Genomic DNA, 21341 nt, shown 5'->3' with positions numbered 1-21341 from the left:
TTTGACGGCTACGCCGGTTTTCTGTTCCGTTCCTACTCGGGCCCCGGGTCGTCTGGTCCGGCCTGGAGCCCGCCACGGCCGACGCCGTGATCGCCGAGCAGATTCGGTACTTCACCGACCTGGGACGGGACTTCGAGTGGAAGTTGTACTCCTACGACCGGCCCGACGACCTCGGCGCACGGCTGCGGGCGGCCGGCTTCACACCCGAGCCCGAAGAAACCCTGATGGTCGCCGAGATCCGCGACCTGCCCACCGACGTCGAACTCCCCGACGGCATCCGGCTGGAACCGGTCACCGACCCGGCGGGCGTGGATCTGCTGGCCGACGTGCACGAGCAGGCCTTCGGCACGAGCGGGGCCAGGCTGCGCGAACAGCGCCTCGCTCAGCTGGCCCGGACCCCGGACACCATCGACATGACCGTCGCGCTGACCGGCGAACAGCCGGTCTGCGGGGCGCGGATGGAGCTACACCCGGGCACCGATTTCGCGAGCCTGTGGGGCGGCGGCACCCTGCTTGCCTGGCGCGGCCGTGGCATCTACCGGGCGCTGATCGCCCACCGGGCCCGTATCGCCGCCGCGAGCGGCTACCGCTTCCTGCAGGTCGACGCCTCCAGCCAGAGCCGCCCGATCCTGCAACGCCTCGGCTTCGCCCCGCTGAGCACCACCACTCCGTAAGTCTACGAGCAGCGGCGCTAAGGCCGGGGGAGCAGCGGCCCTAGGGCCGGGGGAGCAGCGGCGCTAAGGCCGGGCGCAGGGGCCTCAGGCCGTAGGCGTACGCATCCCGTCGCGTCTAAGACATCGTTTCATTTGGTGAGCCGGCGGTAGCCAATGAGGGCTGCGGCTATGCCGACGAAGGCGAGGAAGTGGTCGGCCTTGCGTTCGTAGCGGCGGTGCAGGCGTCGGCAGCCTGCCAGCCAGGACACGGTCCCCTCGACCACCCAGCGATGGCGGCCCAGCCGTTGGGAGGACTCGATTCCCTTGCGGGCGATGCGGTGCCGGACGCCGCGCTTGCGGAGCCATCGGCGCAGGCCGCCCTCACGCTGACGGAGTCGATCGCGCACCGCGACCAGTTCAGCTCACCTCTGGCACCGAGTTCGTCGAGGATGACACGGTGGAGCTTCGCCCAGACCCGGTCCCGGCCCCACTGGGCGAAGCGCCGGTAGACCGTCTGCCAGCACGAACCGAACACCGGTGGGAGCTGCCGCCACGTACAGCCCGAGGTGGCCACGAAGATGATCGCTGCCAGCGCCTCGCGGTCGCCCGCCCGTCGCCGGCCCCCACCCTGTGGACGCTTCACCTCTGTCGGAGGTACCACCTGCCGGAACAGCACCCACAACTCGTCCGGCACCAGCCGCTCAACCAGATCCGTCATGCACGGTTCAACGAACGATCACACCATAAGAAACGACGTCTAAGGACCCCTTCCGCGCGAAGATGCGGCACCCTCCCGATGTGGCGGACCCCCCTGGGCGACGAGAGTCGAGGCATCGCAAGACGCCGAGAGAACTCGCAACCAGGGAGTCCGAGATGTTCGAGTACGAGATGCAGCAGCTCCGCCGGGCCGAGCTGATCCGCGAGGCCGAGGCCGAGCGGCTGGTCCGGCAGGTGCGCAAGGCCCGTCGTGCCGCGAGGCGGGCCGCCAAGGACGCGGAGGGCCGGGTGAGTCCGGACCACGACCGCTTCACACGGGCCGCGTGAGACGGCCTGACCTCGCGTGATGACTGTCATCCCGATCAAAAAGGGTGCCGCGTTGTCAGAGGGCTGTGCGATGCTCGGCGACGTGGAGACCAGGTCCGTCAGCCCGGTGTTCGTCGGCCGCGCCGGCGAACTGACCGCGCTCACCAACGCGCTCTCCCGCGCCGCCGCGGGAGAGCCGCAGGCGTTGCTCGTCGGGGGTGAGGCGGGGGTCGGCAAGACCCGGCTCGTCGAGGAGTTGTTCACCGAGGCGTGCCGCCGCGAGGCTGTCGTCGCGGTCGGCGGATGTGTCGAGATCGGCGCGGACGGGCTGCCGTTCGCGCCTTTCTCGACCGCGCTGCGCACGCTCCACCGTCGGCTGCCCAAAGAACTGGCGGAGGCGGCCGCCGGCCAGGAGGACGAGCTGGCGCGGCTGCTGCCCGAGCTGGGGGAAACGTCCCGCGGACAGCCGGGCAGGCACGACGAGGAAGGCATGGCCCGCCTCTTCGAGCTCACCGCGCGGCTGCTCGAGCGGATCGCCGCGGACCGCACGGTCGTCCTGGTGCTCGAAGACCTGCACTGGGCCGACGCCTCCACCCGCCACCTGCTCGCCTACCTCTTCCGCACACTGCGCCGCGGCCGGCTCGTCGTGATCGCGACGTACCGTTCCGACGACGTCCACCGACGGCATCCGCTGCGGCCCTTCCTCGCCGAGCTCGACCGGATGCGTACGGTCCAGCGCATCGAGCTGACCCGCTTCAACCGCGGCGAGGTCCACCGCCAGATGGCCGGGATCCTCGCCGCCGAGCCCGAACCGGCCGTGGTGGACCGGGTCTTCGAGCGCTCGGACGGCAATGCGTTCTTCGTCGAGGAGCTCGCCTGCAGCATGTCCGACGGCTGCGCCACGGGGCTGAGCGAATCCCTGCGCGACATCCTTCTCGTCCGCGTCGAGGCGCTGCCCGAGGACGCCCAGCGGGTGGCGCGGATCGTCGCGGAGGGCGGCTCGACCGTGGAGTACGGGCTGTTGCGCGCTGTCGCCCGGCTGTGCGAGGACGACCTCATCGAGGCGCTGCGGGCCGCGGTGGGAGCGAAAATCCTGCTTGCCACGCCGGACGGCGACGGCTACCGCTTCCGGCACTCCCTCGCACGCGAGGCCGTGGGGGACGATCTGCTGCCCGGCGAGCGCTCGCGCCTCAGCCGGCGGTACGCGGAGGCGCTGGAGGCCGACCCCACGCTCGTACGGAGCGAGGAGCGGGCGACGCGGCTCGCCAGCTACTGGTACCACGCGCACGACGCCGCCAAGGCCCTCCCCGCAGTGCTCAGCGCGTCGGTCGAGGCGCGGCGACGGCATGCGTACGCCGAGCAACTGCGCTTGCTGGGGCGGGCGATGGAGCTCTGGGACAGCGCGCCGGACGAGGTACGGGCCGCGCTGCGGCCGGTCGACTACGCGGAGGCGTACCCTCCGTGCGGCTGCGATCCGGCCACCACGCCGCTGCGCTTCCTCGACCTGATGGCCGAGGCGTCCGTCGCGGGCCGGCTCAGCGGCGAGAAGGAACGCGCGCTGAAGATCACCAAGCGCGGGCAGCGGCTGGCGGAGGCTGAGGACGACCCGCTGCGCGGCGCCTGGTTCTCTGTCCAGCGCTCCCGGCTCGTCTCGTCGCTGGGCCGCGGCGACGGGTGGGCGGAGCTGGCGGCCGCGCAGGAGCTGGTGCGCGGACTGCCGCCGTCGGCCGTCCATGCGGAGGTGCTCGCGGAGGCGGCGAACTGGGGCATGGTGCACGACCCGGGGCCGGGCAGCCTGGCGACCGCCGAGCTCGCGGTGGAGTACGCGCGCATGGTCGGCGAGGAGGCCAACGAGCTACGGGCCCGCCTCACCCTCGGCAGCCTCATGGTCGACGCGGGCAACGTCGATGAGGGGCTCGCGGAGATGTACGCGGTCAAGGAGCGGGCGGTCGCCCTCGACCTGCCCGCGCACGTGGGGCGTACGCATGTGAATCTGCCGTCCGCGCTGGAGGGTGTGGGCCGCTCACGGGAAGCGGTCGACATTCTCGGCGAAGGCGTCGAACTCTCCCGGAAATACGGCCTGTTGGACACCGAGGCATGGATCCTGGCCAACCTCGCCGAGTCGTACAGCTCGCTCGGGCGCTGGGACGAGACGACCGAGGCCGCGGAGCAGGCGTTGCGGATCGCTCTGAGCCCGAAGCCCCGGGGGTTCGCTGCGACCCGGTGCGCCTACCTGGCCCTCGACCGGGGCGACGCGGTGAAGGCGGCCGAGCACTTGGAGGCGGCGCGCGCGCACTTCGGGTCCAATAATCCGATGCCGCAGAGTTCCATCCCGCTCCATACCGTGGCGCTGAGCATCGCGGCGGCACAGGGGCGCGTGCTGGACGCTCGGGCCGAGTTCGAAAGGGCGGCAATGGAGGGCTTCCCGCCCGGGACCCAGCCGTTCGCCTGGCCGCTGCTGCGCGCCGCGGCCACGCTGGAGGCCGATACGCGCGGCCTGCCCGCCGCGGAGCCCGGCCGCGCCGAGGCGCTGGTACGGATCCGCAAGGCAGCCAGAACGCTCGTCACCGCGGTCCCGGTATGGATGGCCTACGAGCGCTGGGTCCGCGCGGAACTGCTGCGCGCCGACGGCGGGGGCACGGCCCTCGACTGGGCCGAGGCCGGCACGGCCTTCGAGGCGCTGGAGCGCCCGTACGACCTGGCGAGGGTCCGCCACCGCTGGGCGGAGGCGCTGCTCCAGTCGGACCGTGCGCGAGCGACGGAGCTGCTGCGCCAGGCTGCGGCGACGGCGCAGCAACTGCGGGCGCGCCCGCTGTCCGAGGACATCGCCCTGCTCGCCCAGCGCGCCCGCATCTCCTTGACCGACGACCCGGCTCCTGCGACGGCCGCCACTGTGCCGCGGGGTCCGGCGCTCGGCCTGACCCGCCGCGAGGAGGATGTCCTCCGCCTGGTCGCGGCGGGCCGCAGCAACCGTCAGATCGCCGAGGAGCTGTTCATCTCCCCGAAGACGGCGAGCGTCCATGTCTCCAACATCCTGGCCAAACTGGGCGTCTCGGGCCGCGGCGAGGCAGCGGCCCTGGCCCACCGCCTGCGCCTGTTCCCACCGAGGGGCGAGGAGCAATCGGCGGCATCGGCCTGACCAAGCCAGGCCCGCGCGACGCCTGACGGCGGATGCTCGCCCCGTGCCGGCCGAGCCCACGCCCCGCCCCGGCTGACGGGTGCCGCCTCCGTGCCCGCAGATTCCGGCGGCCGCGCGCCATGCCGCGGTAATGCCGCCCCGGCCCCGGCGCGGCCAGGCACGCGGCTGGTGGCGGCCGCGCCCCAAGCTGCGGCGGCGGGTTCCCGCGCCCCGCGCCCGGCGGCCGGCGCGCCTGCGCACCGCGCACCCGCGACCCGCGCCGCCGTCGCGATCGCACCCCGCGGCCGCCTCACTCCTGCGGCGGGTTCTCCCTTGCGCGGATCGTCACCTTGCCCGACGCAAGGTCTATCGGGCTGTGGCCCGGGTCGTTGTCGCCCACGTCCGCCCTCGTCAGGGCCAGGCGGTTGCGTTCCTCGTCGGTGTGTTTGCGGCCCGGTGCGAAGAACTCCTCGAAGACGTTGAACACAAGCCGTACACCCCTCCTTGAGGCGCTCCTTCAGGCTCTACTTCACCTCCAGCTGGAGGATCTTGTCGTCCCCCGGCTCGGGCGATCCCCGCCTGTCCGTCTCGCTCGTGACGAGCCAGACCTTGGCTCCGCCCACCGACAGGACCGTGCGCAGGCGGCCGTGCTTCCCCTCCAGAAACGACTGGGGCTCCGACGAGGGTTCCGTGCCTGCCAGCGGGATTCGCCAGAGCCGCTCGCCCTTCAGCGACGCCATCCAGATCGAGCCCGACGCGTACGCGATGCCACTCGGCGAGGCCTCGTCCGTCCGCCACTGGGCCACCGGGTCGACGAAGCCGGACCTACCGCCCTTGCCCTCCACCTCCGGCCAGCCGTAGTTCTTCCCCGGCTCGATCAGATTGAGCTCGTCCCAGGTGGTCTGGCCGAACTCGGCAGCCCACAGGCGCTTGTCGGAGTCCCATGCGAGCCCCTGCACATTGCGGTGACCCCATGAGTAGACGACGGAGTCGGCGTCCGGATTGCCGTGCACCGGCTGCCCGTCCGGCGTCATCCGCAGGATCTTGCCGCCCAGCGACTTCCTGTCCTGCGCGAGCCCTGTGTCACCCGTCTCGCCCGTGCCTGCGTAGAGCATCTTGTCCGGGCCGAACGCGATCCGCCCGCCGTTGTGGACGATGCCCTTGGGGATGCCCCTCAACACCGTGTCCGGCGCGCCCAGTTGCTGTGCGGCGGGCTTCTTCTCGTCGTACAGCATGCGGGCGATGCGGTTGTCCGACTCGGTGGTGAAGTACGCGTACACCTGGTGGTCCGAGGCGAACGAGGGGGAGACCGCCAGGCCCATCAACCCGCCCTCGCCACCCGGGGAGACCCCCGGCACCGAGCCGATCACGGTCTGCTTGCCGCTCTCCGCGTCGACCCGGCTGATCGTCCCCTCGTCGCGCGAGGCGATCAGCAGATCCCCGTCGGGCAGCGCCGCGAGGCCCCACGGTGACTTCAGGTCCTGCGTCAGCGTGGAAACCACCTTCACCGACCCCTTCGCGGGTGGGGCCGTCGGACTCGGCGACCCTCCCGAGGCGGACCCGGAGGGGCCCGAGGTGGCCGAAGTCGGCCCCTCCCTGCCGCCCGGCGCTTTGTCGTCACCGGACGAACACCCGGCCACAAGCAGAAGCACGGCAGCGGCCAACACGGCCGTCACAGCAGGACGTTGCACAGTTCTGATCCCTTCGACGGCTGCTTGAACTGTCTGACTACTGTTCTTACACCGCAGCCGCCCCCGAGGTTCCCGATCTTCCGCCAGGAACCGGAAGAACCGCCGAGAGCCAAGAGAACGAGCGACAGCTCACTCAGTCCCAGGATCCCCGCGCCGACGGCAGTCCCGCCACCTCCGCCAGATCCCGTCCCGTCAGCTCAAGGTCCGCCGCCGCCGCGTTCGACACTGCCCACTCCTCCCGCTTCGCCCCCGGCACCGCCACCACATTCCGCCCCCGCCCCAGCACCCATGCCAGCGCGACCTGGGCAGGAGACGCGCCATGCCGCTGGGCGACCCTCAGCAGCCCCGCCACCACCGGCTGGTTCGCCGCCATCATCTCGGCCGTGAACCGCGGATGCCGCGCCCGTACGTCGTCAGGCTCGAAGCCCTGCCCCGGCGTGAGCGTCCCCGTCAGAAATCCGTTCCCCAGCGGCATCGCCGCCAGGAACCCCACCCCCCGCGCCTCGCACCACGGCAGCAGTCGCTCCAGCGCCTCCGGCGACCACACCGACAGCTCCGCCTGCACCGCGCTCACCGGGAACACCTGCTGCACCCGCTCCAGCTGCCGGATCGTTCCCTCGTGCAGATGCGCCCCGGAGCGCCTGGACGCGCGCGCCCCCACCGCGCACATGCCCAGCGCCCGCACCTTCCCGGCGCTCACCAGCTCCGCCATCGCGCCCCAGGTCTCCTCGACCGGAACTTCCGGATCCGCCCGGTGCAGCTGATAGAGATCGATCACCTCGGTCTGCAGCCGCCGCAGCGATGCGTCACAGGCCCGCTTCACATAACCCGGCCGCCCGTTGGCGACCACATGCTGATCGCCGACGAGCAGCCCGACCTTGGTCGATACGAACGCGTCCCGACGCCGCTCCTTCAGCACCCGCCCGATCAGCAGCTCATTGGTGAAGGGCCCGTACATATCGGCCGTGTCCAGCAGGCTGCAGCCGACGTCGAGCGCGGCGTGCACCGTACGCAGCGATCGCTCACCGCGCTGCTGGGAGCTGCTGTACGCCCAGCTCATCGGCATACAGCCGAGCCCGATCGCGCCCACTTCGAGGGCCGCCGCACCGATTGTCCTGCGCTCCAACTGCCCGTACCCCTCCCTTGGCCGCTGACCAAACTAGCCAATGCGGAGCGAGTTCCTTCGCATAGCCTCCTGAGCATGACTGCAGACGTGTGGCTCCCGATTCCGGCCGACGAGATCGAAGGGCTTCCCGACCCCTCGGACTCGGGCCTCAACTATCTCTTCTGGGACGGCGGTCCCGACTTTCCCGCCGACCCCGCCGACTGTGTCTTCTACGCCGTTCCATACATGAAGAGCCTCGAGGTCGCGGTCCGCCCGCTGGCCGCGATGACGTCCGTACGTGTCGTCCAGACCCTCTCCGCGGGGATCGACCACGTGGAACCGGGACTCGGCTCGCTGCCCGCCGGCGTGCGCCTGTGCAACGCCAAAGGAGTCCACGAAGCCTCCACCGCCGAGCTCACCCTGGCTCTGATCCTCGCTTCCCTGCGCGGTGTCCCCGGCTTCGTACACGGCCAGGACAAGGAGGAATGGCGGGCCGGCTTCTACCCTGCGCTCGCCGACAAATCGGTGCTCATCGTGGGATACGGATCGATCGGCGCCGCGATCGAGGACCGGCTCGCGCCGTTTGAATGCGCGCGGGTGGCGCGCGTCGCGCGCTCCGCCCGCGCTGCGGAGCGCGGCGAAGTGCGCGCACTCACCGACCTGCCCGCCCTGCTCCCGGGCGCGGACGTCGTGATTCTGTCCACCCCGCTCACCGAGCAGACGAAAGGCCTGGTCAACGCCGAGTTCCTGGCCCGAATGAAGGACGGCGCGCTGCTGGTGAACGTCTCCCGCGGTCCGGTCGTCGACACCAAGGCCCTGCTCGCAGAGGTGGAGACCGGGCGCATCACCGCCGCGCTCGATGTCACAGACCCGGAGCCGCTGCCCCCTGGCCACCCTCTCTGGCACGCCCCCGGTGTCCTCATCAGCCCCCATGTGGGCGGCTCCACCTCGGCTTTCATGCCGCGCGCCAAGCGGCTGCTGGCCGGACAGCTCACCCGTTTCGCCGCGGGCGACCCGGTGCACAACGTGGTGCTCACGACCGGGTAATGAACCCCTCGCGCCCGCGTTTCGTGCACTCTATGAAGTCGTCCGGATGCGCGACGTGCCGACAACACCCCTGGTAGTCACGGAGAGTAGAGGTCCTATGTCCCTGAGTGACGAGACTGGTGTATCGTCCGGACCTGGGGGCTGCGCCAGGCAAGGGGCGGTGCAGTAGCGCGACCTGACTGCCGATCAGACTTCGAGGGGGGCGACGGGCGATGCACAGCCATTGCACGAACGATCCGACGCGGCGAGGCCGCCGCCGACGACCCTCGCACGCGGCGAAGCAAAGACCCGCTCCGATGACCGTCCCACCGACGGCGGCGCTCCCCGGGGCAGCTCCGTGAGCGCCCCCGGAGTGCTCCTGGCACGGCAGGCGTTCGCCGGCGCCGCCACGGGGCTGCGTTCCCAGATCCTCCTCGCCGTCATCTGCTCCGGTTACGGCGTGGGCGCCGCCGTCGGCTGGGGTTCGCCCGAAGTCGCTCTGGTCATGGGCGACTTCGGGCTGAGCGCCGCCGCCCTTGTCGCCGCGGTCTCCTGCTTCATCTACGCGCGCTCCAGGCACAGCCGCTTTCGGCCCGCCTGGCTGATGTTCGCGGTCTCCTCCGCGATGGCCTCGTGCGGGAACGCCGTCTGGGGGTGGTACGAGGTCGTGCTGGACCGCGAGGTACCGAGCCCCTCGATCGCCGACCTGTTCTTCCTCTGCTTCGCGCCGCCCGCCATCGTCGGCCTGCTCGTCCTGGCCAAGCGCCCGGTCACCAGGGCGGGCTGGGTCTGCCTCGCGCTGGACGCCTGGCTGATCGGCGGCTCGCTCCTCACCCTCTCCTGGAGCATCGCGCTCGCCCACACCGCGCGCGTCCAGGGCGAGAGCGTGGCTCCCGCCGCTCTCGCCCTCGCGTATCCGCTGCTGGACATCGTGCTGGTCAGCCTGGTGCTCGCGCTGCACTTCCGGCGCTCGGCCACCAGCCGCTCCGCCATCAACACCGCCATCGCCGCTCTCGCCCTGACCGTCCTGTGCGACGCCCTGTTCACCTCGCCGCTGCTGCGCGAGAGCTACCGCTCGGGCCAGCTCCTCGACGCGGGCTGGTTCGCCGGTTCGCTGCTGCTCGCGTACGCCCCCTGGGGCGCACGCCGTACGGTCGAGACGGCCCGGCCCCCGCGCGGCCCCCGCCACCCCAGCCGCCCCGTCGCAGGCTCGCTGGCTGCCCTCACTCCATATCTCGCTGCTGCCGTCTGCACACTCGGCATCCTCCACAACGTCATTGAGGGCCGCCGAGTGGACCGGGTAGTCGTCCTCACCGGCTGCACCGTGGTCCTCGCCCTGGTCGTCCGGCAGGGCATCATGCTCCTCGACAACATCGCCCTCACCCATGAGCTGGCGCAGAAGGAGAACCACTTCCGCTCGCTGGTGCAGGGGTCGAGCGACGTCATCATGATCGCCGCCCCCAGCGGATTACTGCGCTATGTCAGCCCCGCGGCCGCCGGTGTCTACGGCCGCGAGGCCGAAGAGCTCATCGGCTCCGAGCTGGCCTGCCTGATCCACCCCGAGGACCTCGACCGGGTGGTCCGTGAAGTGCGCCGGTTTCTGGCCGCTGAGCCGGCCGCTGAGCCGACCACGCGGATCGACTGCCGCTTCAGATCGGGCAGCGGCGACTGGCTCAATGTGGAGTCCACGGTCAACCGCCACCAGGGCGGCCTGCTCTTCAACAGCCGCGACATCACCGAACGGGTCAGGCTGCAGGCGCAGCTGCAGCACAACGCCGAGCACGATCCGCTCACCGACCTGCCCAACCGCGCCCTGTTCACCGAACGCGTCCGCCAGGCCCTCACCGGCCGCCGCGCGGGCGACTCCGGCACCGCCGTGCTCTTCATCGACCTCGACGGCTTCAAGGGGGTCAACGACCGCCTCGGCCACCTGGCCGGCGACGAGCTGCTGATCCAGGCGGCCCGTCGCCTGCAGGAATCGGTACGGTCCGGCGACACCGCAGCCCGTCTCGGCGGCGACGAATTCGCGGCCCTCGTCCTCGGCGACGGCTCCCGCGACCAGTCCGCCCGCGAGTACCAGGTGCACGAGATCGCCGACCGGCTGCGCCTGACCCTCTCCCAGCCGTACCGCGTGGACGGCCGCGAAGTGCGGGTGGCCGCCTCCATCGGGGTGGCCTTCGCGGAGCCCGCCATCACCCCCACCGACCTGATGCGCAATGCCGACCTCGCCATGTATCGCGCCAAGGCCGCGGGCAAGGACCGCGTCGAGCTGTACGCCCCGCAGATGCAGGCCGATGTGGTACGCCGCACCGAGCTGGCCGCCCGGCTCCGCAGCGCACTGCACGAGGGGGAGTTCGCGCTGCTCCACCAGCCCGTGGTGAGCCTCGCCACGGGCCGTATCGCCGCCGTCGCCGCCCAGGCCCGCTGGCGATCCGCCCAGGGCATCCTGTTCACCCCGGCCGAGTTCCTGCGGGTCGCCGACGGTGCGGACACTCCGGAGGGCGCCAGCTCCGCCGAGCTCGGCCGCTGGCTGCTGGAGGAGGCCGTGGCGCAGGCCGCGGAGCGCAGCAGGCTGGGCCACCAGGTGCCCGTATCGGTGCGGCTCTCGGCCGGGCGGCTGCTGGACAAGTCCCTGCCGCTCGGTTCCATCGAAGCCCTCCTCACCCGGCACGGGCTGCCGTCGGGCGCGCTGGTCATCGAGCTCGCCGACAGCGATCCGCGGATCTCCTTCGACGATCTGGAGCAGCGTCTCGTCGCGCTGCGCAGACTCGGCGTACGGATCGGCCTGGACGGCTTCGGCAGCGGATACGCCGCGATCAACGCACTGCGCAGGCTCCCCGTGGACGTACTGAAACTGGACAGGGGTCTGGTCGAGGGCGTCGTAGAGTCCGCCCGGCTGCACAAGATCACCGCAGGGCTGCTGAGGATCGCCTGCGACCTCGGCATGCAGTCCGTCGCGGACGGCGTGGACATGCCCGAGCAGGTGCTCGCACTGCGCGCCATGGGGTGTACGCACGGCCAGGGCATGGCCTTCTCGGGGCCGCTCGACGAGTACCGGCTGCGCCGCGCCCTGGTCCGCGACGAGTTCCCGGTGCCCGGCGGAATCGCCCTGCCCGTGCTGACAGGCGGCGTCTACTCTGCCCGCAATGGCTCAAATAATGAGACGCGCGTCCCACCCACTTGACAGTCATGGCGCGCCGGGGGGAGGGTCAATGCCATGCGCACCCGAATTCTCGTACTTGGAAAGCGCGTCGGCTGAGCAGGGCCGTGAAAGCCCTGCAGACCCCTCCCGACGCGCTCCCCTCGCCTGCCTGACGGCACGAGGGGTTTTTTGTTGCACCGGCACACCCCAAACCCTCGCAAAAACCCTCAGCTTTGAGAAGAGAATGCCGATGACCGAGCAGGCCACGGGGGCCCACCATCCGCAGCCGCGGGCCCGTACCGGCGGACACACCGCTGCAGTTGAGCACGTCACGGGCGCGCAGTCCCTCATCCGTTCTCTCGAGGAAGTGGGGGCCGACACGGTGTTCGGCATCCCCGGCGGCGCCATCCTCCCCGCGTACGACCCGATGATGGACTCCACCAAGGTCCGCCACGTCCTGGTCCGCCACGAGCAGGGCGCCGGCCACGCGGCGACCGGCTACGCCCAGGCCACCGGCAAGGTCGGCGTCTGTATGGCGACCTCGGGCCCCGGCGCCACCAACCTGGTCACCCCGATCGCGGACGCGCACATGGACTCCGTGCCGCTGGTCGCGATCACCGGCCAGGTCTCCTCCAAGGCGATCGGCACGGACGCCTTCCAGGAGGCGGACATCGTCGGCATCACGATGCCGATCACCAAGCACAACTTCCTGGTCACCAAGGCCGACGACATCCCGCGCACCATCGCAGAGGCCTTCCACATCGCCTCCACGGGACGCCCGGGCCCGGTCCTCGTCGACATCGCCAAGGACGCCCTCCAGGCGCGGACCACCTTCAGCTGGCCGCCGCAGCAGGACCTGCCCGGCTACCGCCCGGTCACCAAGCCGCACGCCAAGCAGATCCGCGAGGCCGCCAAGCTGATCGTCCAGGCCCGGCGCCCCGTCCTGTACGTCGGCGGCGGCGTCCTCAAGGCCGGCGCCACCGCCGAGCTGAAGGTCCTCGCCGAGCTCACCGGCGCCCCCGTCACCACCACCCTGATGGCGCTGGGCGCGTTCCCCGACAGTCACCCGCTGCACGTGGGAATGCCGGGCATGCACGGTGCGGTCACCGCCGTCACCGCGCTGCAGAAGGCCGACCTGATCGTCGCTCTCGGAGCCCGCTTCGACGACCGCGTCACCGGCAAGCTGGACAGCTTCGCCCCGTTCGCCAAGATCGTCCACGCCGACATCGACCCGGCCGAGATCGGCAAGAACCGCACCGCGGACGTGCCGATCGTGGGTGACGCCCGCGAGGTCATCGCCGACCTGGTCCAGGCCGTCCAGGCCGAGCACAGTGAAGGTCACGCCGGCGACTACAGCGCCTGGTGGAAGGACCTCAGCCGCTGGCGCGAGACCTACCCGCTCGGCTACGAGCAGCCGGACGACGGCAGCCTCTCGCCGCAGCAGGTCATCCAGCGCATCGGTCAGCTGGCCCCCGAGGACACCATCTACACGGCGGGCGTCGGCCAGCACCAGATGTGGGCCGCCCACTTCATCGACTACGAGAAGCCCGCCACCTGGCTGAACTCCGGCGGCGCCGGAACGATGGGCTACGCGGTCCCGGCCGCGATGGGCGCCAAGGCCGGCATGCCGGACCGCACGGTCTGGGCCATCGACGGCGACGGCTGCTTCCAGATGACCAACCAGGAGCTCACCACCTGCGCGCTGAACAACATCCCGATCAAGGTCGCGATCATCAACAACGGCGCGCTCGGGATGGTCCGCCAGTGGCAGACCCTCTTCTACAACCAGCGCTACTCCAGCACCGTCCTGCACGCCGACGACACGGGGCACCACGTGGCCGGCTCCCAGGTCGGCGCGAGCACCACGGCGCGCCAGGGCACCCGCGTCCCCGACTTCGTCAAGCTGTCGGAGGCCATGGGCTGCCACGCGCTGCGCTGTGAGTCCCCGGACGACCTGGACAGGGTCATCGCCGAGGCCAACGCCATCAACGACCGCCCCGTCGTCGTCGACTTCATCGTCCACGAGGACGCCCAGGTGTGGCCGATGGTCGCCGCCGGCACCTCCAACGACGAGGTCATGGCAGCGCGCGGCGTCCGCCCCGACTTCGGCGACAACGAAGACGACTGAGAGCCGTAGGAAGAGGAACGACGCACATGTCCAAGCACACGCTCTCCGTCCTGGTGGAGAACACGCCCGGCATCCTCGCCCGGATCGCCGCCCTGTTCTCCCGCCGCGGCTTCAACATCGACTCGCTCGCCGTCGGTGTCACCGAGCACCCCGACATCTCCCGCATCACCATCGTGGTCAACGTCGAGGACCTGCCGCTGGAGCAGGTGACCAAGCAGCTCAACAAGCTGGTCAACGTTCTGAAGATCGTCGAACTCGAGCCCGCCGGTGCCATCCAGCGTGAACTCGTTCTGGTGAAGGTCCGCGCGGACAACGAGACCCGCTCGCAGATCGTCGAGATCGTCCAGCTGTTCCGCGCCAAGACCGTGGACGTCTCGCCCGAGGCGGTCACGATCGAGGCCACCGGCGGTGCCGACAAGCTGGACGCCATGCTCAAGATGCTGGAGCAGTTCGGCATCAAGGAGCTCGTCCAGTCGGGCACGATCGCCATAGGGCGCGGCGCCCGGTCCATCACGGACCGGTCTCTGCGGGCCCTCGACCGTTCCGCCTAGCGAGACCACCCGCCTGCCTCACCCCATCCCGCCGTACGGTGGGACGCAAACAGCGTCATTCCCTAGACGTGCACACCAAGGAGATATCCCAGTGGCCGAGCTGTTCTACGACGACGACGCCGACCTGTCCATCATCCAGAACCGCAAGGTCGCGGTCATCGGCTACGGCAGCCAGGGCCACGCCCACGCGCTGTCGCTCCGTGATTCGGGTGTCGACGTCCGTGTCGGTCTGCACGAGGGCTCCAAGTCCAAGGCCAAGGCCGAGGAGCAGGGCCTGCGCGTGGTGACCCCCGCAGAGGCCGCCGCCGAGGCCGACGTCATCATGATCCTCATCCCGGACCCGATCCAGGCCCAGGTCTACGAGGAGTCCATCAAGGACAACCTGAAGGACGGCGACGCGCTGTTCTTCGCCCACGGCTTCAACATCCGGTTCGGCTTCATCAAGGTCCCGGCCGGTGTGGACGTCGCCCTCGTCGCTCCCAAGGGCCCGGGCCACCTGGTCCGCCGCCAGTACGAAGAGGGCCGCGGCGTCCCGGCGATCGCCGCCGTCGAGCAGGACGCCTCCGGCAACGCGTTCGACCTGGCGCTCTCCTACGCCAAGGCCATCGGCGGCACCCGCGCCGGCGTCATCAAGACGACCTTCACCGAGGAGACAGAGACCGACCTGTTCGGCGAGCAGGCCGTCCTCTGCGGTGGCGCCTCCGCGCTGGTCAAGGCGGGCTTCGAGACCCTGACCGAAGCCGGCTACCAGCCGGAGATCGCGTACTTCGAGTGCCTCCACGAGCTGAAGCTGATCGTGGACCTGATGTACGAGGGCGGCCTGGGGAAGATGCGGTGGTCGGTCTCCGAGACCGCCGAGTGGGGCGACTACGTCACCGGCCCCCGCATCATCACGGACCAGACCAAGGCCGAGATGAAGAAGGTCCTCGCCGAGATCCAGGACGGCACCTTCGCCAAGAACTGGATGGACGAGTACCACGGCGGTCTGAAGAAGTACAACGAGTACAAGACGCAGGACGAGAACCACCTGCTGGAGACCACCGGCAAGGAGCTGCGCAAGCTCATGAGCTGGGTCGACAACGACGAGGCGTAAGCCTGCGGACGGGGGCCGGGACGAGCCGGTCCCGGCCCCCCGTCGTCGCGCCGCGCCGCGCTCCGGCGCTTCTCCACTCTGTCCAGCCACGGACGGGTGATCCTGCCGTGGAGGCGTTAAGACGCACCCGCTCGCACCACTAGACTGCACAACAAATACGCGTCAGGCCCACAGTGTCGTGTGTCTTCCACGCGGCTAGCCCCTCCACCGCCTGCGGCCGTCGGGACGGCCGTCCGCACTGGACTTGTGAGGACTCACGTGAGCTCGAAACCTGTCGTACTCATCGCTGAAGAGCTGTCGCCCGCCACCGTCGACGCGCTTGGCTCGGACTTCGAGATCCGGCACTGCAACGGCGCCGACCGCGCGGAGCTGATCCCTGCCATCGCCGACGTCGACGCGATCCTCGTCCGCAGCGCCACCAAGGTCGACGCCGAGGCCATCGCCGCCGCGAAGAAGCTGCGCGTCGTCGCCCGCGCGGGCGTCGGGCTGGACAATGTCGACGTCGCCGTCGCCACCAAGGCCGGCGTGATGGTCGTCAACGCCCCCACCTCGAACATCGTGACCGCCGCCGAGCTGGCCTGCGGTCTGCTGGTCGCCAGCGCGCGCAATATCCCGCAGGCCAACACCGCCCTGAAGAACGGCGAGTGGAAGCGCTCCAAGTACACCGGCGTCGAGCTGAGCGAGAAGATCCTCGGCGTCGTCGGCCTCGGCCGCATCGGCGTCCTGGTCGCACAGCGGATGTCGGCCTTCGGCATGAAGATCGTCGCGTACGACCCCTATGTACAGCCCGCGCGCGCCGCGCAGATGGGTGTCAAACTGCTCTCGCTCGACGAGCTGCTCGAGGTCTCCGACTTCATCACGGTCCACCTGCCGAAGACCCCAGAGACGCTCGGCCTGATCGGCAACGAGGCCCTGCACAAGGTCAAGCCGTCGGTCCGGATCGTCAACGCCGCGCGCGGCGGGATCGTCGACGAGGAGGCGCTGTACTCGGCGCTCAAGGAGGGACGCGTCGCGGGCGCAGGCCTGGATGTGTACGCGAAGGAGCCGTGCACGGACTCCCCGCTGTTCGAGCTGGACCAGGTCGTCTGCACCCCGCACCTCGGCGCGTCCACCGACGAGGCGCAGGAGAAGGCCGGTATCTCCGTCGCCCGCTCGGTCCGTCTCGCGCTCGCCGGTGAGCTCGTGCCCGACGCGGTCAACGTCCAGGGCGGCGTCATCGCCGAGGATGTGCGCCCGGGTCTGCCGCTCGCCGAGAAGCTCGGCCGGATCTTCACCGCGCTGGCGGGCGAGGTCGCGGTCCGGCTCGACGTCGAGGTGTACGGCGAGATCACCCAGCACGACGTCAAGGTGCTCGAACTGTCCGCGCTCAAGGGCGTGTTCGAGGACGTGGTCGACGAGACCGTGAGCTACGTCAACGCCCCGCTGTTCGCGCAGGAGCGCGGCGTGGAGGTCCGGCTGACGACGAGCTCGGAGTCCCCGGACCACCGCAATGTCGTCACCGTCCGCGGCACGCTCTCGGGCGGCGAGGAGGTCGCGGTCTCCGGCACGCTGGCAGGACCCAAGCACCTCCAGAAGATCGTCGCGATCGGCGACTACGACATCGACCTGGCGCTCGCCGACCACATGGTCGTCCTGCGGTACGAAGACCGTCCCGGCGTCGTCGGCACGGTCGGCCGGATCCTCGGCGAGGCCGGACTGAACATCGCGGGCATGCAGGTCTCGCGCGCGGAGGAGGGCGGCGAGGCGGTCGTCGTGCTGACCGTGGACGATACCGTTCCGCCGTCGGTGCTCACCGAGATCGCGGACGAGATCGGCGCGGCGTCGGCGCGTACGGTGAACCTCGTCGACTGATCTTCCCGGCCCCTCCCGCTCCACGTACCCGGTTCATAGACGCGCGTCTTACACAAGCGTCTGTGTGCCGGGTGCGCTGCTGCTGTGGGACATCGTGAGGATCCTCCATCGGCTACCACTACGGCTCGAAGGAGGCGCTCCTCAACCAGGCCTTCCTCGCGGTGACGGAGGAGTGGGGCAATGCCGTCGGCCCGGCGAACAGGGAAGCGCCCGACCTGACGGCGGATCCCCTGGAGCGCTTCGAGAAGACCTGGGAACAGATCATCGCGGCGTTCGACGCCGGCCGCGCGGTCTGGAAGCTCAGTGGATGGTCGACCCGGAGACCGCGCCGTCGGCGAAGGATCTGACGCAGGGGCTGCGGGCGATCCTGGAGGACAAGCGGTCCGTCACACGGTGATGACGACCTTCGCGCGCGCGTGCTCCACCTCGAGGTACCGGATGGCCTCGGGTACCTCGCTCAACGGGTAGGTCCGGTCAATGACCGGTGTGATCTTTCCGGACTCGGCGAGATCCCTCAGCGTCGCCAGGTTCTCCTTGTTCGGCGTCGCCGTGAGTACGAGCAGCCGATGGCGGGCGAAGCGTGACAGCGCCTGTCCCCTGATGATGAGCCCCATCGGCCCGAGCAGGCTGCCGCCTTCGGACACGCCCCCGCCGGACAGAACGAGAGTCCCGGCGGGGGTGAGCGCGCGCCGGATGTCGGCCAGCGATCGGTTCCCCACCAGGTCGAGCACGACGTCGTACCGTTGTCCGTTTCGGGTGAAGTCTTCCCGGGCGTAGTCGATGATGTGGTCCGCGCCGAGCGACCGGACCAGATCCACGTTTCTCGCGCTGCACACGCCGGTCACTTCCGCGCCGAACGACTTCGCGATCTGGACCGCGAACGTTCCCACGCCACCTGACGCGCCGTTGACCAGGACCTTCTGTCCTGTCTGTACTCGTCCAAGGTCGCGCAGGCCCATGAGGGCGGTGTTCCCCGCCAGCGGCACCGCAGCCGCCTGCTCGAAGGTCAGGCCGGCCGGTTTCTGCTCCACGACGTCCTCCGAGGCGCACACGTATTCGGCGAATGCTCCGTCGGCCTCGCCGAATACCTCGTCACCGGGGCGGAACCGTTTCACGTCCTTGCCCACCGCTTCCACCTGACCCGCGAAGTCCGTGCCGCGGATCTTCGTTTTCGGCCCGCGGAACCCGAGCACCAGGCGCGCCAGGTACGGGTCACCCCGCATCAGGTGCCAGTCGCGCGCGTTGACCGTGGCCGCGTGGACCCGCACCAGCACCTCATGGTCGGCGACCACCGGCTTGTCGACCTCCCTGAACTCCAGAACGTCAGGTGAGCCGTACCGATCCTGGACGATCGCCTTCATTGCGCCTCCGTAACGCACGAGTTCGGTGCGTAATGGGATCGGCTGACCGGAGGATCAGCGCTACTCGCGACGGTAGGCGAGCGGCCTCGGTGCGGGAATCGGGGATGGTCCCTAGGTGACGCCCGGCTACAGCCGCGCCGCTTTGAGGGTCATGTGCAGCAGCAGCCGGTCCTCGCCCTTGGCCAGGTCGAGGCCGGTGAGCTGCTCGACGCGGGAGAGCCGGTAGTAGAGCGTCTGCCGGTGGATGCCGAGGGCGGCCGCGGTGCGGCCCGCCTGGCCCGCGTTGTCCAGGAACACCTCGGCGGTGCGGGCCAGTTCGGCGTGCGAACGGTCGAGCAGTTCGCGAACGGCGGGGTCGTGCGCGATGTCCGGGGGCAGCGCGGTCAGCATGCGGTACGGGCCGATCGCAGCCCACTCGGCGACGGGCCCGAGCCCAGGCTGGGCTTGGGCGGCGCGGGCCGCGGAACTGGCCTCCAGCCAGGCGGTGTTGAGGTCGGCGAGACCACGGCGCGGGGCAGCGACCCCGCCGCTCGCCGCGTCGCCGCCCGCCATGGCGCGGAGCCGGTCCGCGGCGGTGACTGCGGGGGCGAGGGCGTCGGCCGTGCGGAGTCGTACGAGGACGGCGAGGGCGTGGCCGGCGTCGCGGGGGTCGTCGGGGCTGCCGCTCCCGGGGCCCGCGCCGCCGCCGGTCGTTCCGGTACGGCCGGTTGTGCCGCTCCCGGGAGCCCCGGGCCGGCCGGCCGTGCCGCTCCCGGGGGCCCTGGCTCCGACGGCGTCCGCGTCAGGGCTCACCGCCCGGCCGTCCGCGCTCCCGCCGGCGCCGAGCTGCCCAGCCTGGGCACCGCCGCCCGCTCCCCACGACACCGTGCACAGCGCCGCCGTGCCCGGCAGCGAGCGAGCCGACGGGGCGTCGCCCGACAGCCACGGCGTCACGCACACCACCGCGTGCAGCGCGTCCGCGGACGCGCCGCCGAGGGCCGTGCGCAGTGCCGACACCGCCATGTCGTACTGCCAGCCGCGCTCCGCCGTCAGCACCGCGCGGAACTCCCGGGACAGATCCGAGCCCGCCCGCTCCTCGTCCGCGAGCAGCGTCCCGATCTTCGCCGTGACCTCCATCGCCGCCGCCAGCTGCGCCTCGGTCGGGCCCGGGGACGCGTCGAGCAGCCATACGTAACCCAGCACGATGCCCCGATGGCGTACGGGAAGACAGATCCGGTCCCGGAAGACCCCCGCGTCCGGGGCCGCGGGGATCCGGACCGGGCCTGTCGCGCGCGCGATGCCGAAGTCCTCGAACCAGGCGCGCACCGCCGGGGTGGACTTCCGGGTCAGGATCGAGCGCGTCCTGACCGGGTCCATCGCGATGGTGTCATCGCTGTCGTGGGCGCCGAAGGCGATCAGGCCGAAATCACGGTTCTCCAGCGTCGCGGGGACGGCCAGCAGCGCCGAGATCTCGTCGACAAGTTCTTGGTAATCGCCCTTCATCCGGACATTCTCGCACCTCTCTCAGACATATGTCTGAGATCCGGACCACGGATGCGTGACAGCTGTCGATGGCAGACCATCAGAGCGATCCTTAGGTTTCACGGTGGTTCTTCGTGCCGTTCCCGATTCGTTCGGATCCGGCCTCCTTCCATCCCTGTTTCCGTGGAGGTGCCCCGTGCTGGGTCCCGTGATCCTCGCCGCGTCCCGCAGCGACAAGATGCGTCGCTTCGTGTCGGCCGCACCGGGGACCAAGCAGGTCGTCGCCCGGTTCATCGCCGGTGAGACGATCGAGCAGGTCGTCCCGATCGTCAAGGAGACCGTCGGCAAGGGACTCGAGGTCACCCTGGACGTGGTGGGCGAGGACATCACCACGCGCGAGCAGGCCTACGCCGCGCGCGACGCCTACATGGAACTGATCGAGCACCTCGAAGAGCTCGGCCTGGGCACGAAGGCCGAGATGTCCGTCAAGCTGTCGATGTTCGGCCAGGCCCTGGAAGACGGCCACGAGCTGGCGCTCGCCAACATCCGCCCCGTCGTCGAGGCCGCCGACTCCATCGGCACCACGGTCACGCTGGACGCGGAGGACCACACCACCCTCGACTCGATGTTCGCCATCCACGAGGAGCTGCGGAAGGAATTCCCGCAGACCGGCTGCGTGATCCAGGCATACCTGTTCCGCACCGAGGAGGACGCCCGCCGCCTCGCCGCGGCCGGCTGCCGCGTCCGCATCGTGAAGGGCGCCTACAAGGAGCCCGCCGCCGTCGCTTACCAGGACAAGGCCGAGATCGACAAGGCGTATGTCCGCATCCTGAAGATCCTGATGGAGGGCGACGGCTACCCGATGATCGGGTCCCACGATCCGCGCCTCATCGCCATCACACAGGAGCTCGCACGCCAAAGCGGGCGCAAACTGGATGAGTACGAATTCCAGATGCTGTACGGGATCCGCGGCGACGAGCACCTCCGGCTCGCGGCCGAGGGCCACCGGATGCGCGTCTACACGGCGTACGGCACCGACTGGTACGGCTACTTCATGCGCCGTCTCGCCGAGAAGCCCGCCAACCTGCTGTTCTTCCTGCGCTCGATGATCACCAAGGGCTGAGCCCTCCCATCCCTC

Annotated in this window: 15 protein-coding genes and 2 pseudogenes; 11 read left to right on the top strand and 6 right to left on the bottom strand. The window is 70.3% G+C overall.

Annotated features, from left to right (window positions below; genetic code table 11):
- Positions 1-47 precede the first annotated feature (47 nt).
- Positions 48-674 (top strand): annotated as a pseudogene (locus ACFYWY_RS16595) (GNAT family N-acetyltransferase); the annotation flags it as partial.
- A 128-nt stretch (positions 675-802) separates the two neighbouring features.
- Here ACFYWY_RS16595 and ACFYWY_RS16590 read toward each other — a convergent pair.
- A pseudogene (locus ACFYWY_RS16590) lies at positions 803-1371 on the bottom strand (transposase).
- Positions 1372-1526: 155 nt separating this feature from the next.
- On the opposite strand from ACFYWY_RS16590, the gene ACFYWY_RS16585 reads away from it, so the two are divergent.
- Entirely contained in the window at positions 1527-1697 is a 171-nt protein-coding gene (locus ACFYWY_RS16585; protein ID WP_389186131.1) for a hypothetical protein, read from the top strand.
- A 70-nt stretch (positions 1698-1767) separates the two neighbouring features.
- The gene (locus ACFYWY_RS16580) at positions 1768-4815 is read left to right on the top strand and encodes an AAA family ATPase (protein WP_389186365.1); all 3048 of its coding nucleotides are present in this window, start codon (positions 1768-1770) and stop codon (positions 4813-4815) included.
- 289 nt (positions 4816-5104) lie between these two features.
- Here the strand turns inward: ACFYWY_RS16580 and ACFYWY_RS16575 are convergent, their stop codons facing one another.
- The 3 genes from ACFYWY_RS16575 to ACFYWY_RS16565 form a co-directional block, all read right to left on the bottom strand.
- Positions 5105-5281: a DUF6191 domain-containing protein gene (locus ACFYWY_RS16575; RefSeq protein ID WP_389186128.1), complete on the bottom strand. Its 177-nt coding sequence runs from the start codon at positions 5279-5281 to the stop codon at positions 5105-5107.
- A gap of 37 nt (positions 5282-5318) precedes the next feature.
- On the bottom strand, positions 5319-6470 hold the full coding sequence (locus ACFYWY_RS16570; RefSeq protein ID WP_389186125.1) for a PQQ-dependent sugar dehydrogenase: 1152 nt from the start codon (positions 6468-6470) through the stop codon (positions 5319-5321).
- A 148-nt stretch (positions 6471-6618) separates the two neighbouring features.
- Entirely contained in the window at positions 6619-7611 is a 993-nt protein-coding gene (locus ACFYWY_RS16565) for an aldo/keto reductase (protein ID WP_389186122.1), read from the bottom strand.
- 75 nt (positions 7612-7686) lie between these two features.
- Between ACFYWY_RS16565 and ACFYWY_RS16560 the strand changes: the two genes are divergently transcribed.
- From ACFYWY_RS16560 to ACFYWY_RS16530, 7 genes are all read left to right on the top strand, one after another.
- Complete coding sequence (locus ACFYWY_RS16560) at positions 7687-8637, top strand: 2-hydroxyacid dehydrogenase (protein ID WP_389186119.1); 951 nt, start codon at positions 7687-7689, stop codon at positions 8635-8637.
- Between the two features lie 337 nt (positions 8638-8974).
- Complete coding sequence (locus ACFYWY_RS16555; protein ID WP_389186116.1) at positions 8975-11800, top strand: putative bifunctional diguanylate cyclase/phosphodiesterase; 2826 nt, start codon at positions 8975-8977, stop codon at positions 11798-11800.
- Positions 11801-12002: 202 nt separating this feature from the next.
- On the top strand, positions 12003-13886 hold the full coding sequence (locus ACFYWY_RS16550) for an acetolactate synthase large subunit (RefSeq protein ID WP_389186113.1): 1884 nt from the start codon (positions 12003-12005) through the stop codon (positions 13884-13886).
- A 26-nt stretch (positions 13887-13912) separates the two neighbouring features.
- A complete protein-coding gene (gene ilvN, locus ACFYWY_RS16545) occupies positions 13913-14437 on the top strand; it encodes an acetolactate synthase small subunit (RefSeq protein WP_142213490.1) in 525 nt (174 codons plus the stop codon).
- 91 nt (positions 14438-14528) lie between these two features.
- Entirely contained in the window at positions 14529-15530 is a 1002-nt protein-coding gene (ilvC, locus tag ACFYWY_RS16540; RefSeq protein ID WP_389186109.1) for a ketol-acid reductoisomerase, read from the top strand.
- 258 nt (positions 15531-15788) lie between these two features.
- Positions 15789-17381 carry a phosphoglycerate dehydrogenase gene (serA, locus tag ACFYWY_RS16535; protein WP_389186106.1) on the top strand — a complete coding sequence of 531 codons (1593 nt, stop codon included), beginning with the start codon at positions 15789-15791 and terminating at the stop codon, positions 17379-17381.
- Between the two features lie 161 nt (positions 17382-17542).
- Positions 17543-17728, top strand: coding sequence for a hypothetical protein (locus ACFYWY_RS16530; protein WP_389186103.1), 186 nt, complete (start codon positions 17543-17545; stop codon positions 17726-17728).
- Between the two features lie 39 nt (positions 17729-17767).
- Here ACFYWY_RS16530 and ACFYWY_RS16525 read toward each other — a convergent pair whose 3' ends face one another.
- Positions 17768-18742, bottom strand: a complete 975-nt coding sequence (locus tag ACFYWY_RS16525) for an NAD(P)-dependent alcohol dehydrogenase (RefSeq protein WP_389186100.1) — start codon at positions 18740-18742, stop codon at positions 17768-17770.
- Positions 18743-18868: 126 nt separating this feature from the next.
- A complete protein-coding gene (locus tag ACFYWY_RS16520; RefSeq protein WP_389186097.1) occupies positions 18869-20224 on the bottom strand; it encodes a PucR family transcriptional regulator in 1356 nt (451 codons plus the stop codon).
- Positions 20225-20399: 175 nt separating this feature from the next.
- Here ACFYWY_RS16520 and ACFYWY_RS16515 point away from each other — a divergent pair, with 175 nt between their 5' ends.
- On the top strand, positions 20400-21326 hold the full coding sequence (locus ACFYWY_RS16515) for a proline dehydrogenase family protein (RefSeq protein WP_389186094.1): 927 nt from the start codon (positions 20400-20402) through the stop codon (positions 21324-21326).
- Positions 21327-21341: the final 15 nt, after the last annotated feature.

The organism is Streptomyces sp. NPDC002870, assembly GCF_042888505.1.
GTDB lineage: Bacteria > Actinomycetota > Actinomycetes > Streptomycetales > Streptomycetaceae > Streptomyces.
Note: the sequence above shows the minus strand (reverse complement) of the source record. Positions and strands in the feature narration are given on the sequence as shown.

Coding starts and splice junctions, on each gene's coding strand:
- ACFYWY_RS16525 (WP_389186100.1), bottom strand. CDS start 18,742: ATGAAGGCGATCGTCCAGGATCGGTACGGCTCACCTGACGTTCTGGAG.
- ACFYWY_RS16550 (WP_389186113.1), top strand. CDS start 12,003: ATGCCGATGACCGAGCAGGCCACGGGGGCCCACCATCCGCAGCCGCGG.
- ACFYWY_RS16560 (WP_389186119.1), top strand. CDS start 7,687: ATGACTGCAGACGTGTGGCTCCCGATTCCGGCCGACGAGATCGAAGGG.
- ACFYWY_RS16585 (WP_389186131.1), top strand. CDS start 1,527: ATGTTCGAGTACGAGATGCAGCAGCTCCGCCGGGCCGAGCTGATCCGC.
- ilvN (WP_142213490.1), top strand. CDS start 13,913: ATGTCCAAGCACACGCTCTCCGTCCTGGTGGAGAACACGCCCGGCATC.
- ACFYWY_RS16520 (WP_389186097.1), bottom strand. CDS start 20,224: ATGAAGGGCGATTACCAAGAACTTGTCGACGAGATCTCGGCGCTGCTG.
- ACFYWY_RS16580 (WP_389186365.1), top strand. CDS start 1,768: ATGCTCGGCGACGTGGAGACCAGGTCCGTCAGCCCGGTGTTCGTCGGC.